Source organism: Salibacterium sp. K-3 (assembly GCF_054052005.1).
In genome coordinates this window covers 392,012-407,908 of the sequence record NZ_JBSVZE010000003.1, presented here as the reverse complement: position 1 = coordinate 407,908, position 15,897 = coordinate 392,012, and the positions used below count along the sequence as shown (strand labels likewise).

At 47.9% G+C, this 15,897-nt stretch carries 13 protein-coding genes; all 13 read left to right on the top strand.

Annotation, left to right across the window (positions count from 1 at the left end):
- The first annotated feature begins 9 nt into the window (after positions 1–9).
- On the top strand, positions 10–1,287 hold the full coding sequence (locus tag ACW9JV_RS17485; protein ID WP_457336813.1) for a mandelate racemase/muconate lactonizing enzyme family protein: 1,278 nt from the start codon (positions 10–12) through the stop codon (positions 1,285–1,287).
- A gap of 411 nt (positions 1,288–1,698) precedes the next feature.
- Positions 1,699–3,069 (top strand): ABC transporter substrate-binding protein, encoded by a 1,371-nt coding sequence (locus ACW9JV_RS17480; protein WP_457336812.1) that lies wholly within the window; start codon positions 1,699–1,701, stop codon positions 3,067–3,069.
- Between the two features lie 181 nt (positions 3,070–3,250).
- Complete coding sequence (locus ACW9JV_RS17475) at positions 3,251–4,102, top strand: carbohydrate ABC transporter permease (protein WP_457337243.1); 852 nt, start codon at positions 3,251–3,253, stop codon at positions 4,100–4,102.
- An 18-nt stretch (positions 4,103–4,120) separates the two neighbouring features.
- Positions 4,121–4,969 (top strand): carbohydrate ABC transporter permease, encoded by an 849-nt coding sequence (locus tag ACW9JV_RS17470; RefSeq protein ID WP_457336810.1) that lies wholly within the window; start codon positions 4,121–4,123, stop codon positions 4,967–4,969.
- A 40-nt stretch (positions 4,970–5,009) separates the two neighbouring features.
- On the top strand, positions 5,010–6,302 hold the full coding sequence (locus tag ACW9JV_RS17465) for a Gfo/Idh/MocA family protein (protein ID WP_457336808.1): 1,293 nt from the start codon (positions 5,010–5,012) through the stop codon (positions 6,300–6,302).
- 13 nt (positions 6,303–6,315) lie between these two features.
- Positions 6,316–6,963, top strand: coding sequence for a YesL family protein (locus tag ACW9JV_RS17460; protein ID WP_457336806.1), 648 nt, complete (start codon positions 6,316–6,318; stop codon positions 6,961–6,963).
- A 78-nt stretch (positions 6,964–7,041) separates the two neighbouring features.
- Positions 7,042–8,016 (top strand): bile acid:sodium symporter family protein, encoded by a 975-nt coding sequence (locus ACW9JV_RS17455; RefSeq protein WP_457336804.1) that lies wholly within the window; start codon positions 7,042–7,044, stop codon positions 8,014–8,016.
- 15 nt (positions 8,017–8,031) lie between these two features.
- Positions 8,032–9,345 (top strand): multi antimicrobial extrusion protein MatE, encoded by a 1,314-nt coding sequence (locus ACW9JV_RS17450; RefSeq protein WP_457336802.1) that lies wholly within the window; start codon positions 8,032–8,034, stop codon positions 9,343–9,345.
- A gap of 21 nt (positions 9,346–9,366) precedes the next feature.
- Positions 9,367–11,154, top strand: a complete 1,788-nt coding sequence (locus ACW9JV_RS17445; protein WP_457336800.1) for a cache domain-containing sensor histidine kinase — start codon at positions 9,367–9,369, stop codon at positions 11,152–11,154.
- Positions 11,147–12,700, top strand: a complete 1,554-nt coding sequence (locus ACW9JV_RS17440; protein WP_457336798.1) for a response regulator — start codon at positions 11,147–11,149, stop codon at positions 12,698–12,700. The genes ACW9JV_RS17445 and ACW9JV_RS17440 overlap by 8 nt, the downstream gene beginning before the upstream one ends.
- Before the next feature lie 110 nt (positions 12,701–12,810).
- Positions 12,811–13,884: a Gfo/Idh/MocA family protein gene (locus ACW9JV_RS17435; RefSeq protein WP_457336796.1), complete on the top strand. Its 1,074-nt coding sequence runs from the start codon at positions 12,811–12,813 to the stop codon at positions 13,882–13,884.
- Between the two features lie 16 nt (positions 13,885–13,900).
- Positions 13,901–15,082, top strand: coding sequence for a Gfo/Idh/MocA family protein (locus ACW9JV_RS17430; protein WP_457336793.1), 1,182 nt, complete (start codon positions 13,901–13,903; stop codon positions 15,080–15,082).
- A gap of 167 nt (positions 15,083–15,249) precedes the next feature.
- Positions 15,250–15,897 carry a futalosine hydrolase gene (locus ACW9JV_RS17425; RefSeq protein WP_457336791.1) on the top strand — a complete coding sequence of 216 codons (648 nt, stop codon included), beginning with the start codon at positions 15,250–15,252 and terminating at the stop codon, positions 15,895–15,897.

The following is a 15,897-nucleotide window of genomic DNA, read 5'->3' as shown; positions in this document are numbered from 1 at the left end:
AAGGCAAAAATGCTTTCATGGATGAAAACCACCGATTTGTATAATCGTTCTGGCAAAAGAAGCTTCGGGCTGTTATGTTTAAAAGAAGAAGAAAAGATTCTGGAAAAGGAGTCGGATGCATTGAAAATCATTGATGTGAAAGAGCAGGCCGTTCCGATTAAATCCGATATTCGTAATGCGTTCATTGATTTCAGCAAAATGACCGCTTCCGTGGTTGCGGTTGTAACGGATGTCGTGCGGGATGGGAAAAGAGTCGTCGGATATGGATTTAATTCCAATGGCAGATACGCCCCCAGCGGTCTGCTTCACGAGCGATTCATCCCCCGACTGCTCGAAGCCCCCTCGGATAGTGTAGTGGATGAGACGGGGGAAAACCTGGATCCGTATAAAATCTGGGACATTCTTATGACCGATGAAAAACCGGGCGGGCACGGCGAACGTTCGGTGGCAGTAGGAACGATCGATATGGCGGTCTGGGATGCCGTGGCAAAAATAGAGGAGAAGCCGCTTTACCAGCTGCTTGCAGAAAGGTACCGCGATGGGAAAGCGGATGAAAGCGTATTTGTTTATGCAGCCGGCGGCTACTACAAGCCGGGGAAAGGATACGATGCCCTGCAGGATGAGATGAAACAGTATCTGGATTTCGGCTATTCGGTCGTGAAGATGAAAATTGGGGGAGCTTCTCTGGAAGAAGACCTGCGCCGGATTGAAGCGGTGCTGGAAGTCGTGCCGGACGGGCAGTCTCTAGCCGTGGATGCCAACGGCCGCTTTGATCTCGACACAGCGCTGCGATACGCGGAAGCGCTGGAACCGTATCATCTGTTCTGGTACGAAGAAGCGGGGGATCCTCTTGATTTTGAACTCCAGAAGGAACTTGGAAAACACTACACGCCTCCGATGGCTACAGGGGAAAACCTGTTTTCGATGCAGGATGCGAGAAACCTGATCCGTTACGGCGGGATGCGTCCGGAAAAAGATTACCTTCAATTTGACTGTGCACTGAGCTACGGACTGGTAGAATACCGGAGAATTCTGGCCATGCTTGAAGAATACGGGTGGTCCCCGCGGAACTGTATACCCCATGGCGGCCATCAGATGTCTTTAAACATTGCGGCCGGTCTCGGACTTGGGGGCAACGAATCGTATCCTGGTGTGTTTGAGCCGTTCGGCGGCTTTGCGGATAACCATCCGGTGGAAAACGGTTATGTCACCTTGCCGGATGTGCCTGGAATCGGTTTTGAAGCCAAGTCCAATCTGTATCAGCTGCTGAAATCCATCGCGGAATAAAAGCTGATATTAGCCGGATGAGCCTGATATCAGGCTCATCTTTTTAATAGGAAGTAATAGAGTCCGGCGTGCATGGCTTGCATGGCTGAAATATGGACATTCCCTGCCCAGCCGTGTCTGTAATATAGAAATAGCAGACATAATATTGAAAAAAAGAAGTCAAAGTGATTGTAACAAAAGTTTATTGGACATTTTCACAACCCAGGCGTAAAATATGGTTTCTATTTCTGTTTTCCAGACATCTTCGTGTTGAAGATGTCTTTATGGGAAGGCGTTAAGGTTTAAATCCACAATAGTCTGTTTTTTAAACATAAATGTCTGAATTTTTTATTATGGAATGAGAAAAGATCCCGTATGATAAATGTATAAATAGAAAGCGCTTTCAAATATGAAAAGGGGAGAGTGAAACATTTGAAAAAAGTATGGTTATTGTTGTGTGCTGCTCTTATGATTCTTTTTATTGCCGCATGTGCAGGCGGCGGCACCGGGGGAGGCCAGGACGCCGGCAGTGACAGCGGCGGTGATTCCGGAGAAAGTGCGGACAGCGGCGGAGACAGCGGAAGTTCAGATGAAGGAAGTTCCGACGGAGAAATTGAACTGCGGATGTCCTGGTGGGGATCCCAAAGCAGACACGACATGACAGAAGAAATTATTCAAATGTATGAAGAAGAGAATCCCAACGTAACAATTAATACAGAATTCTCCGGTTTTGACGGTTACTTTGAAAGAATGGCGGCACAGGCATCCGGAGGAAACCTGCCGGATATCATGCAGCAGAACTTCGGAGAATACGTCAACCAGTATGCAGCCGAAGGACTCCTCGCTGACCTGGGGCCGTTCATTGAAGACGGAACGATTGACCTTGAAGGTGTCGATGAAACCGTTATTGAAAGTGGTCAGGTAAACGGCACACAGGTCGGCATTCCGACAGGAACAAACGCCCTGATGGTCACCTATAACTCTGCCATGTTTGAAGAGGCAGGTGTAGATACGCCTTCCAACGACTGGACATGGGATGAGTACATGGACATCACCGCGAGTATCTCGGAAGCAACCGGAGGTTACGGCGCAAGCTATACCGAACCGGACAACTGGTTTGAGTACTACCTGCGTGAAAACGGCAAAGCGTTGTTTAACGAAGACGGCACAGCTCTTGGTTATGAAGATGACCAGCTGCTGGCTGACTACTTTTCGATGATGAAACAGCAGATTGACAGCGGCGTGAGCCCGGACTACAGTGTCGTCGATCAGATTCAGGGTCTTGAGGACGAACTGATCACCCGTGGTGAGACAGCTGTTCACATCAAGAGCTGGTCCAACCAGTTCCAGACTCTGGCAAATACAACGGACGATCCGCTTGAGATTGTAATGCTCCCAGGTGAGAACAACGATCAGGGTATGTTCCAGAAACCTTCCATGCTGTGGTCGATCGGGGAAAACTCGGAGCATAAAGAACAGGCTGCTGATTTTATCAACTACTTTACCAATACGAAGGAAGTCTTTGAAGTTATCGGCGGCGACCGAGGTGTACCAATCAGCCCGGACGTCCGCGAAGCGCTGGAAGAAGACGGACTTAGTGACGCAGAACAGAAGATTTTTGATTACCTCGAGACTGTAGCAGAGAACAGCTCGGCACCTGACACCAACTTCCCGCCGGCAGCTTCTGAAGTGCTTCAGGCACTGATGGACGCAGACGAAATGGTCATGTACGGCGAAATGACACCGGAAGAAGGAGCTGAACACTTCAGACAGGAAGCAGAATCCATATTGTCACAGCAATAGGATGAAGAAAAGAGGTCCTGTACGCGAAAAGTTGTTCAGGACCCTTTTCATTTATTGAGTGAAAGGAGTGGCATAGATGCAGCAGGCACAGACAGAAGAAACCCAGTACAACAACACCCCGCAGCCGGAGTCTTCTTCCCCTAAAAAGAAAAAGAAGCCGGTGAAAGATATAGATAATAAAATGGGGTACTTGTTTCTAAGTCCCTTCATCTTCGGAACGGTAGCATTTATGCTGTTTCCGATGGCGTATTCGTTGTATTTATCTTTTACGGATTACAATCTGGTCGGTACGCCGCAGTGGGCGGGGCTGGCTAACTACAAGGAAATGTTCACCAACGATCCTGTATTCTGGGAAGCGTTGAGAGTTACGTTTTTCTATGCGGGAACAGCGGTACCATTCAGGCTCGTTTTTGCTTTATTGATTGCCCTGGCCTTAAACAGAGTGGTTGAAATGGTGGGTATCTACCGAACACTTCTGTACCTGCCTTCCATTGTGGGCGGAAGCATCGGGGTTTCCATCATGTGGAGACAGCTGTTTGGAAACGACGGCGCCATCAACTCCTTTCTGGAAAGCATCGGGCTCTCGGGGCATTCCTGGCTCGGCGATCCAGATACAGCGATATGGACCCTGGTCATTTTGTACGGGTGGCAGTTCGGTTCCTCGATGATCATCTTTCTGGCAGGACTTCGCAATATCCCGAGCATTTATTATGAGGCCGCAGAAGTGGACGGAGCGAGACCGCTGCAGAAGTTTTTCAAAATTACGATACCAATGTTGACACCGGTCATCCTGTTTAATGTCATTATGCAGGTTATCCACGGGTTTATGGCGTTCACACCGGCCTTCATTATCACCGAAGGCGGGCCGATCAACAGCACCCTGCTTTATGTCCTTTACATGTACCGTCAGGCATTCCAGTTCTTTGATATGGGGTATGCTTCGGCACTGGCCTGGGTGATGCTCTTGATCATTGGTATCTTTACAGCGATTATATTCAAAAGCTCCGACCACTGGGTGCATTATGATGGGTAATACAGGGAGGTATAAAGCATGACATACAAAACAAAAAATCGGCTGAAAAAAATTATGCAGCATACGCTGCTCGGACTGTTCACGCTGGTTATGCTCTATCCTCTCATTTGGATGCTGGCCAGTTCCCTGAAAGAGAGTTCCAACGTGTTTGTGGATGCCCACAGCCTGATACCAACAGCCTGGGAATTCTCGAACTATGTCGACGGGTGGAGAGGCTTTGCCGGCATTTCTTTCACGACGTTCTACAAAAACACGTTTATCATTGTCGGGATTACCACGATCGGAAGTATTATATTTTCGGCGGTGGCAGCCTACGGTTTTGCGAGGATTAACTTTACCGGGCGGAAAATGTGGTTCGGCCTCATGCTTATGACGATGATGCTGCCGTTTGAAATGGTTATGATCCCACAGTATATCATGTTTAACTGGTTTGAGTTGATCGATACGTATCTTCCGCTTATTCTGCCGACCTTTTTCGGATATCCGTTCTTTATCTTTCTTATGATTCAGTTTATCCGGACCATTCCGCAGGAGCTGGATCAGGCGGCCCGGATTGACGGTTGTAACACGATTTCCATTTTTCTGCGTATCATTGTTCCATTGATTGTTCCAGCTATGATGACGTCTACGATTTTCTCTTTCTATTGGCGCTGGGATGACTTCATGGCACCGCTGATCTATCTGCAGAGCCCGGAAAAATATCCGGTATCGCTCGCGTTGAAGCTCTTCTCCGATCCGGAAGCGGTCACCAACTGGGGTGCCCTGTTTGCGATGACCACCTTAAGTCTGCTTCCAATCATGATTATCTTCTTTTTCTTCCAGCGTTACATTGTGGATGGAATCAGCACGAGCGGACTGAAAGGATAAAGGCAGTAACCAATACCAAAGGCAGAATGAGGTGTGCGATGTGAAACGTTATGTCGTCTGCGGCATGAGCAAAAGGGCGCTGGGAATGTTTATCAAGCCGATGCTGGAGACATTTTCAGATACCTGCCAACTGGCGGGCATGCTCGATGTGGATGCAAGAAGATTCGAAATCTGTAAAGAAGAGTATCCGGAAACGAAAGGCCTTCCCGAGTTCGGTCCGGATGAATTTCACCGGATGGTGGAGGAAGTCCGGCCGGATGCTGTCATTGTAACAAGCCGGGATGATACCCATGTAGACTTTATCGTGAAGGGGCTCGAGCATAATCTGGAAGTCATTTCAGAAAAGCCTATGGCAGTAACAGCGGATGAATGCCGGCGTATCATGGAAGCCGAAGAAAACAGCAGCGGTCATGTCAACGTCACCTTCAATTACCGCTATAATCCTTATCATATGAAAATCAAAGAATTGATCGACGCAGGAAAAATCGGCCGTGTCACATCGGTTGATCTGAACTGGTATATTGACACGTATCACGGCTCCACGTATTTTCAGCGCTGGAACCGCTACCGCGAGCATTCCGGAGGGTTGTCGATCCATAAAAGTTCACACCATTTTGACCTGGTAAACTGGTGGATCAATCAGCAGCCTGAGGAAGTCTTTGCCTATGGAGCACTGAATTATTACGGCAGCGAAAGTGTCCATAATCCCCGGAAAGAGGATGGCAGACACTGTTCCACCTGTGATGTGCAGCTGGACTGTCCTTATTATATGCGCTGGAATACGCGGAGTAATACCGCTTCGGTGCAGGACGATCATATTGATTCCGACATGAAACGGCGGGAAGGCTATACGAATTACCGTCCGGACAAATGTGTGTTTGATTCAGACATTGCGATTGAGGATACGTACACGGCCGTTGTGAAGTATAGTGAGGGGGCGCTGCTGAATTACTCGGTGAACTTTTCTCTTCCGTATGAAGGATACCGGCTTGCAGTAAACGGCACGGAAGGCAGAATTGAAACCACAGAATACCACGCCCCGTCCCGGGTTCCGTTTCCGACGCCGGAACAGGTCATTGATTACTTTCCGCTCTTTGGTTCCAGGGAAACCATCCATGTTGTTAAACGGGAAGGCGGCCATGGCGGCGGTGACCCTGTCCTTCAGGAAGATATCTTTCTTGGAGAAGATCCGAAGCGTCCCTATACCGTACTTTCCGGGAGCAGAGACGGCGCTCTTGCCGTAGCAGCAGGGGAGGCGGTCTGGAAGTCGGTGCAGGAGCGGACGCCGGTAAGGGTTGACGAACTTTTATCAGCAGAGAGAACGATAAACTAAAGGAGAGATTTTCATGCAGAAAGGCGGTCTATTGTTTACGTTTGTGATTTCCTCCTGCCGCTGGATATGCTATTTTTTCTATCTGAATGTCATGTGGACGGCCTGTACGCTGCTTGGGGGCATCATTTTCGGCATTGCCCCGAGCACTGTAGCATTATTTGCCGTGGCGCGCAGAACCTGTCTTGGTGAAGAAGAAGTACCGGTCTTCCGTACGTTTTGGAAAAGTTACCGAAAAGAATTTCTTAAGGCCAATGCCCTGGGCTTGTCGTTAATCGGGTTCGGACTGGTATGGTATTTCAACCTGAATTTCTTCCGCGCTTTTGACGGGGCTGTATTTACAGGACTGAATGTATTGATGATGGTTATAGGTATCGTGTTTATCTTTATGCTGCTTTATATATTTCCGACGTATGTACATTATAAGATGAAATTCTTTCAGTATATAAAGTATTCGATCGCGCTCAGTTTTATCAATATCGCGAATGTTATCCTGATGGTGATTTCACTCTTGGCCGCTTATTACTTTTTCATCTCATTCCCCGGGTTTATTCCGATCTGCGGAGTCAGCCTTCTTGCCCAGATTAATATGTGGCTTGTCTACCAGTCGTTGAAGAAAATGCGGATTGAAGAACCGGAAGGGTATGAGAACGTACCTGCCTGACCGTGTGCCACATATGGAAAACACGGTCAAAGGCGGAGCGGAAGACATTTTACAAATACTGCAGAGAGAAGGGATGTTGTGATTCAGAATCTGAACAAATACCTGGAGAAAGCTCTGCCGTTTCTGATTCCTGTTATTGTACTGTTCGGTATTACGGTATGGTCCGGCATGCAGGTGTTTTCAGGATGGGTCAAATGGATCTTTGCTTTTATCAGCTTTTCCAGCTGTCTTCGTCTGAATCTGCTGCAGATGAAACAGGCGTTTCTGCGCCCTTTTCCGGTTATCACGGCGATGATTCTGCTTCAGGTGATAATCCCTGCCGGAGCTTACGGGGCGGGGCTTTTATTTTTTCCTGACGATATCCTTCTGATCACGGGACTCGTCCTTGCTTTTTCTATCCCGACAGGTGTGATCACTATTATGTGGAGCGATATTATCGGTGGGAATACCGGATTGACTGTGGCCGTTGTTATCATTAATACGATGATTTCCCCGCTGCTTGTTCCATCTATATTGAGCATTCTGGTCGGAACACAGGTTGCAATGGATGTACCCGGCATTATGATCGGACTTCTTTGGATGGTGGTCATCCCCTCTTTAGCTGCAGTGGTATTCAACCGGTTTTATGAAAAGCAGGCGCACAAAGTGGGAAAGACGGCCGCTCCTTTTTCCAAAATCGGTGTCCTATTCGTTATCCTTATTAACAGCGCAGTCGTTTCTCCTTATTTTCAAACGATTTCGATGCGTTTGATTTTTTTGTTTCTGCTTGTTTTTCTCATCGCCTGTGCTGCTTACGTGCTCGGTTTTCTGTCAGCGAAAGTCTTTGGGTGGGATTACGCGACCGGAGTCAGTTTGATGTATAACACCGGCATGCGCAACACCGGTGTCGGGGCGGCTATCGCCGTCACCTATTTTCCACCGGCAGCTGCACTTCCTGTTGTATTGTCCATCATTTTTCAGCAGTTTCTTGCTGCCTTCGCCGGCAGGGTGGTACGCCGCGGGGCGGAAAAAAAGAAGGGGAAACATATCGCTCGGGCACAAGCAGAATCATAGAAGAAGGGATGCTTTGTGAAGAATGAATACTCCAACTTGACGTATAAGACACTTGCCGCTTTTTTTATTCCGCTGGGTATATCCTCGAGTCTGACTTCTCTCACCCATATTATTATTAACGGAACGCTGAGCAGAGGAGACAATGCCGCGTTCATCGTAGCCTGTTACGCCGTTGCTTTTTCCATGTTCGGGATTGTAGAAAAACCGATGATCGTATTCAGGCAGACGAGTTCCGCACTGGTGCGTGATAAAAAGACGTTTCAACCACTGTTTGTTGTCTTCCTTTATGTTACGGGTGTTATGATGACGGTCAGCTTCATCATAAGTTTCACGCCGCTGGGGAGATGGATGTTTATCTATCTGTTCAATGCCGATGAAGACATGGTGAGGACGATTTCACTGACGTTTTTTGTGATTACGTTTGTCATTATTTTTTCCGGGATCCGTGGTATTTACCAGGGGGTCATCATCCGGCAGCTGCAGACGAAATGGCTGACCATCGGAGTGATTACCAGGGTGGCCGGGATGTTTCTGGTGGCCTGGTGGTTTGTTGCCGCCGACAGCATTACCAGCATGGCCGGTGCTGCCATTTTTTTAACGGGGATGTTTATCGAATGCACGATCAGTGTGTGGAAGGGCCACAGCATGTTAAAAGATGCTCCGGACAGCGGGGAAACGTTATATAAAAAAGAAATTATGCCGTTTTATCTCCCTATGGTGGTTTATTTCCTGTTTCAGACGATGCTGCAGCCGCTCGTCTATATTTTTCTGGCACAAAGCCGGGATATGGAACTCAGTATCGCTTCGTTTGCGCTTGGCTTTACCATTTCCCAGTTCATGCTGAGTTTTTTTATGTATACGCATCAAATTGTGCTACAATTCTATCAAAGGGATCATTCCAAAGTATGGAGATTTATGATGTTTCTCAGTGTGATCCCGGCTCTGCTGCTTCTTGTAGTGACATTTACTCCGGCAGGGGAGTGGTTCATGAACGTTGTGATGGGGGCCGATCCGGATCTTGCCGGTCCGACGCTGCTCGTGCTGCAGTTTTTTATATTAAAAGTGATTGTGTTTCCGTGGGTGGATTTTTTTAACGGTTTCATTATGCTGGAACGAAGAACACCGAGGATGATGGTAAGCCAGACAGTCAATCTGATCGTTGTCTGTATTGTTCTGGGATTCCTTGTAAACGTTTTCCCTCACTGGAACGGCACAAACGGCGCAGTGGCAGCCTCCATCGGGGAAATGGCAGGCCTGATCACCGTTGTATTCCTCGTCTACCGCGGAAAAAGCAGCAGCAGAAAAGAAAAATTGTCCCGCGGATTGTAAGGAAGACTGGAGGGGTGCCTGTTGAACGCCAAGCAAAGATTCTATCGGTGGAAAGCTTTCCTGAACATCCTTCATCCCACCCATATTTTTAATCAATTTACGAAAATCCGGAACAAACTGTTTTCCCTCACCTTTTTATTGATGGCGATGTTTGGGGTGATCGGACTTTTCATTTTCTATTTATTATCCGAAATTTATGAAAATAAAATTTATGATGAAGCAGCGAGTAATCTTCACCTGGCTTCCAATGTCCTGGATAATGAATTGAAAAACGTGGAAGATTATTCGTTTCAGATCGTAACTAATCCTACGATCCAGCTTTATATGGAAGAATTGAAAGGCAGTAATAACGGATACACGTCTTACCGCCTGAGGATGGATTTGTTAAATCGGCTGAATTTATATGTGAATCAGGAATCCTATATTTCCTCCATGCTGGCGGTGGACGGGGAAGGCAACATTGTGAACGCTGGGTTTTCCCCGGATATCGAAATGGATGTGGAAGAATTGACCGAAAGGATTGAAGAAGAGGGAGGAGGAAACATCTGGGAGGGGTTTCCGGATGAGGAGGTGCTCGTCTCCGCCAGAGAAATCAGGAAACAGGAAAATCTGGCTCTTGATCACCTCGGTTACCTGATTACCATGATTGATCTGGAAGATATGATTAACCGTACGCTGAACATCACGTCTGATAAAAGTTTCGTAATAACCAAAGAGAATGAAATCATTTATTCAGATACGTTTGCACCAGGTACAGTGGATACGTTTCTTACTATTTCAGGTACGGAAGACTATGCGATTACAGATGTGCAGGGAGAAGATTTTTTCGTTACGCACGAACCTTCCCGATACTATGATTTGACGTATTATAATACACTTCCGTTTGAAGACGTGGACAGCCAGAAAAGCTTGATCTATCAACTGATGGCAGGCTACATGGTGGTTGTGGTGCTTATTACACTGTTTATAAGCCGGCAGTCGGCCAAAGCTATTTCAAGACCGATTGAAGAGCTGACCCGGCGGATGAAAAAGGTCCAGCAGGGAAGCTTTGAACAGATCGAAGAGGAGGAACCGTCTTACCTCCGTGATGAAATAGGGGATTTGCAGCGGAACTTTCATATTATGCTGAACAAAATTAACGACTTGATCAAAGAAAATTATACAAAGCAGCTCGTGATTAAGGAAACGGAATATAAAGCACTGCAGTCCCAGATTAATCCTCATTTTCTGTATAACACACTGGATTCGATCCATTGGATGGCAAAAATGAACCGCCAGGAACAGATTTCCACGATGGCGGAAGCGTTGGGCAGTATGATGAGAAACATCATCAGCAAAAAGAAGCCGTTAATTAAAATTTCCGAAGAGCTTGAGATAGTAGAAAACTATATAACCATCCAGAAATTCCGTTACGGGGAGCGTCTGCAGTTTGAACTGAACCAGGAAGACGACACCGGCGGGTTAAGCATCCCCAAACTCACCATCCAGCCGATAGTGGAGAACGCCATCCAGCACGGCCTGGAAGAAATGATGGACCCTTGCACCATCTCGGTGGATATAGTCCGGGAAAAGGATGTCCTGAAAATCGCAGTCCGTGACAATGGGCCAGGCATCGATGACCGGACGATTCAGCAGATTCATGAGGGTATCGTGAAACCGAAAGGATCCGGAATCGGTTTGTATAACATTAACGAAAGGATTCATCTTATGTTTGGCGAAGATGGTGGTGTGAGTATTGAAAGCGGCAGAGAAGGCGGTACGGTTGTCACGATTACGCTGCCTTATATGAGGGGGGAACAGGATGTATGACATAATGGTTGTCGATGACGAAGCCACCATCCTGGAAGGCATCGCAGCCATGGTGGACTGGGAAAAATGCGGAACCCGTCCGCCGGTGAAAGCATTCAACGGGCAGATGGCTTTTGATATCATTCAGAATAATCCTCCGGATATTGTCCTGACCGATATAAAAATGCCGGGTTTGAACGGTATTGAACTGATTGAAAAAGCTTATGACGCGTTCCCGTCCATCCGTTTTATCGTACTTTCGGGCTACGATGAATTTGAATTTGCAAAAACAGCGATGAAATGCGGTGTGAAACATTATCTGTTGAAGCCGAGCAACGAGCAGAAGATAGAAGAAGCGGTGCAGGAAGTCGTACAGGAGCTGGAGCAGTCCCGGGAAAGAGAAGCATTTATTGAAAATATACGAAGCCATTTGAACAAGGTGATCCCAAAAGCAAAAGAGCAGTTTCTCCGTGAATTTATCATCAATAAAAAATATGATATCAAGGAATGGAGTTACTATCAGGAGTTGTTCGGGCTGGATACGCAGGCCGGGCCTTTCCGCCTTGTCGGCTTTGTTATTGATGATGAGTTTGAATATGAACATCTGTTTATGCTCAAAGAAATGCTGAATAATGAGATATCCGGCTGCCAGGACATCCTGCTGTCCACGATTATTTCCGAACGAATCGTACTGCTTGTGGAAGAAAGCGATACAGGGACGCTTATTGATCATATTAAAGCGGTGAAAAAGGAATGGCAAAACCTGCATCAGGGTACATTTACGACTTCCATCAGCAGCACAGGAAGCATCACCGACCTGCATCTGCTTTATCAGGAAATTCTGGAAGGTATCTCCCACCGCTTTTATCTGGGACGGGGAGGTATTGTAACCTCGGAAGACATTAGAGATGAAAACCATGCATTTAAAGGGTTGACGATGGACCATGAATCCCTCCTTGTTGCGATACGAAGCGGTAATCAAGAAGAGGCGTCGGAGTATCTGGATTATTTTTTCACCGCACTGAAAAAGGCAAAGTTCGATGTGCAGGTGGTGCGTTCCCACTGCCTGGAATTGTTCATGTCTTTAATCCGACAGACCGACAGCGCTTCCATGGAGCAGTTGTTTGATCGTGTTCCGGTCTTTCATACTTTCACCTCGCTTCCGGAGATCGAGTCCTTTATGAAAGAGACAGCCATGAGCATCGCCGAAACGAATTACACAAATCAACGAAATACCCAGAATCACCTTGTCCAGGAAGTCATGAATTATGCACAGCAGCATCTTGATGATGAGTCCCTTTCCATCTCGGGAATTGCCTCCGACGTGTTTTATATGAACTCGGATTATCTCGGGAAATTATTTAAAAAAGAAACAGGGGAGAAGTTCTCCACTTACCTGATGAAAGAACGGATGGAGAAGGCGAAAACCTTGATCGATCAAACCGGGGAAGTAAAAATGTTTGAGGTCGCGGAGAAGGTCGGATTCGGCAACAACCCCCGTTACTTCAGCCAGGTGTTCAAAAAACATACCGGTCATACCCCTTCTGAATATAAAAACGAAGGCTGAAAATTGGTTCCGAAATTGAGAAACAACTGCTTCTTTAATAAGACAGGAAAAGAATCAGGAAGTAACATGAACTCTGTATAACCTTCGCAGGAAAGAAGGAGAGATCGGGTATGAACAATTCCAACACGCTTGATTTTGAGCCCGCCCCGAAACCGGAACCGGCAGTCGGCCCCGGGGAATTCCGGATAGCAGCGGTGGGCCTGGAACACGGTCATATTAACAATATGTGCAGAAAACTTGAAGAAGCCGGCGCAGAAGTGAAATGGGTATATGACCCGGATCCGGATAAAGTGAAAGCGTTTCAGGAAAAATTCCCGCACGCGAGGGCTGCCTCCTCCAGAAAAGAGATTTTGGAGGATGAGGACGTGCAGCTTGTAGCGGCAGCGCCGGTCACATCAGAACGCGGAGATCTGGGACTGGAGGTGCAGGACGCCGGGAAGCACTTCTTTACAGCCAAGGCCCCGTTTACAACGATGGAGCAGCTGGAGCGGGCCAGAAGAAAAACAGAAGAAACCGGTCTGAAATGGGCGGTGAATTACAGTGAGCGTGTCGCCGTGGAAAGCGCTGTTTTTGCCGGGCAGATCATTGATAAAGGCGCCATCGGCAGGGTGGTGCAGGTGATCGGCACCGGACCTCACCGCCTGAATGCACCGTCCCGACCGGAATGGTTTTTCAAAAAAGAACAGTACGGCGGGATTCTGTGTGATATCGGAAGCCATCAGATCGAACAGTTTCTGACATTTGCAGGGGCGCGTGATGCCGAGGTGCAGGCAGGCAAGGTTGCAAATTACGCCAACAAAGCCTATCCGGAACTGGAAGACTTCGGGGATGCCACCCTCACAGCCGATAACGGTGCGGGGAATTACTTCCGGGTCGACTGGCTGACGCCGGACGGACTTCGTTCCTGGGGGGACGGCCGTACGATTATTCTCGGTACGGAAGGATATATTGAACTGCGTAAAAATCTCAATGTGACAAAAGAAGAAGAAGGAGATCATCTGTTTCTCGTCAATCAGCAGGGGGAACGGCATTATTCCCTCAGAGGAAAGGTCGGCTGTCCCTTCTATCATGATCTGATTCTTGATTGTCTGGAACATACCGAACGAGCGATGACGCAGGCTCATGCCTTTAAGGCGGCGGAGTTATGTCTGACCGCCCAGGAAAAGGCGGTCCGGGTGGAATAAGAAAGAGGAGGAGCTTATGGAACAATCCGTTTCGATCGTGCTCGTCGGCATCGGCGGTTACGGTAATACTTATCTGAAGGAACTGTGGGAGCATTCCAAGTTTGACCGGATACGGGGAGTGGTGGATGTATCTCCGGAGAACAGCGATTATTATACACAAATTAAGGAAGCGGGCATTCCGGTATTTTCTTCGATGGAAGCTTTTTATGACAATCTTGAAGCGGATCTCGCGGTTATATCCACACCGATTCATTTTCATACCGCGCAGACGATCTGTGCCCTGGAGAATGGGAGTAATGTGTTGTGCGAAAAGCCGATGACCCCTTCGCTGGAAGACACAGAAAAGATTATGGAGCTGAAGCGGGAAAAAAACCGATTCGTAGCCGTCGGGTTTGACTGGTCCTTCAGCAGCGTCATTCAAAGAGTAAAACAGGACGCGGCAGCGGGTGTGTTCGGGAAGGCACTCCGCATGAAAACGCTCGTCTTGTGGCCCCGCACTGAAAATTACTACGAACGGGCGTCCTGGGCCGGAAAAAAATACGCGTCCGACAAGACGCCGATTTTCGACAGTGTTGCCAATAATGCAGCGTCGCATTTTCTGCATAACATGTTTTATATTCTCGGTTCCCGCCCGGAACGGAGTGCTCCGTTAAAAGAACTGACAGCGGAGCTGTACCGGGCCAATGATATCGAGACGTTTGATACGTGCGCCCTGAAAGGCAGAACGGAAGCCGGTACAGAGGTTTACTTTTTCGCTTCGCATGCGGTCACAGAAGAGCTCGGCCCGGTCTACCAGTATGAGTTTGAACATGCCGTGCTCACCTACGTTAAAGGGGAACAGCTTACCGCTGCATTTTCCGACGGAACCCAGGTGCAGTATGGTGATCCCGAGAAGGAGCGGAATGTTAAGCTTCACCATTGTATGGAAGCGGTCCAGCAGCAGAAAACTGAAACTCTGTGCGGTCCGGAAGCGGCCATGAGCCATCTTCATGCCATTCAGGCTCTGCACGAATCCGTTCCGGAAGCATTGTTCTTTGCGGAAGAAAAGGTGAAGTATAATCCGGAAACACGGCTCCGCTATGTGGAAGGTCTGGAGGAATTGCTGAAACAGTGCTACGCAGACTGGCAGCTGCCAAGTGAAAAAGAAGAGGCAGCATGGACAAAACCAGGAAACACCATTTCCATACCGGAAAAGTAAAGAAGGCTCTCACGAATGTGAGGGTCTTCTATTTTTACGTCTGTTTTTTCAGAAGGACTCCGGGAAAAAGTTCTCTTCAGCCTGCGCTCTTTTTATACGGCAGGACAGGCAGGAGAATTCCGTGATAGGATAGAGGATAGTCCAACAGCAGCAAAGGAGTTCACATCGTGGAAGAAAAAAAAATTCTGATTGTCACAGCGGTGGAAAAAGAAAAGGAAGCCATACATAAAGGACTGGGAAACGACCCCCGCTTTGAAGTGAAGGTGGGCGGAGCCGGAATGGTGGAAACAGCAGTCAGTACCGCGTATGCGCTGACTGCTGAAAGCTATAAGGCTGTTATCAATACAGGAATAGCCGGAGCGTTTCATACCTCTGAGGTTACCGGTTCCATTATCATCGCAGATGAAATGATTGCAGCGGAAGCCGGGGCGGAATCACAGACTGGGTACCTTTCTATGGAAGATCTCGACATTGGTGTATCCCGGTACATCTGTGAGAGTGACAAAGTGGAACAGCTGCAAAAAAAAGCGGAGGATGCCGGTATAAATGCCTGCACCGGTGGTATTTTGACAACGATGACCGCTACCGGCACCAATTCAACGGCGCAAGCGCTTCTCAGCCGCTTTCCAGGTGCAAAAGCGGAAGCGATGGAAGGATACGGAGTGGCAGCCGCTGCACGTAAAAAAAACATCCCCGCTTTTGAAGTCCGCGCTGTATCTAATGCCGTCGGTCCAAGAGACCGCGAAAACTGGGATATTGCCGGAGCGCTGACGGCGCTCGAACAATTTAGTCCAATTTTACGGGAGGTTTTTTAA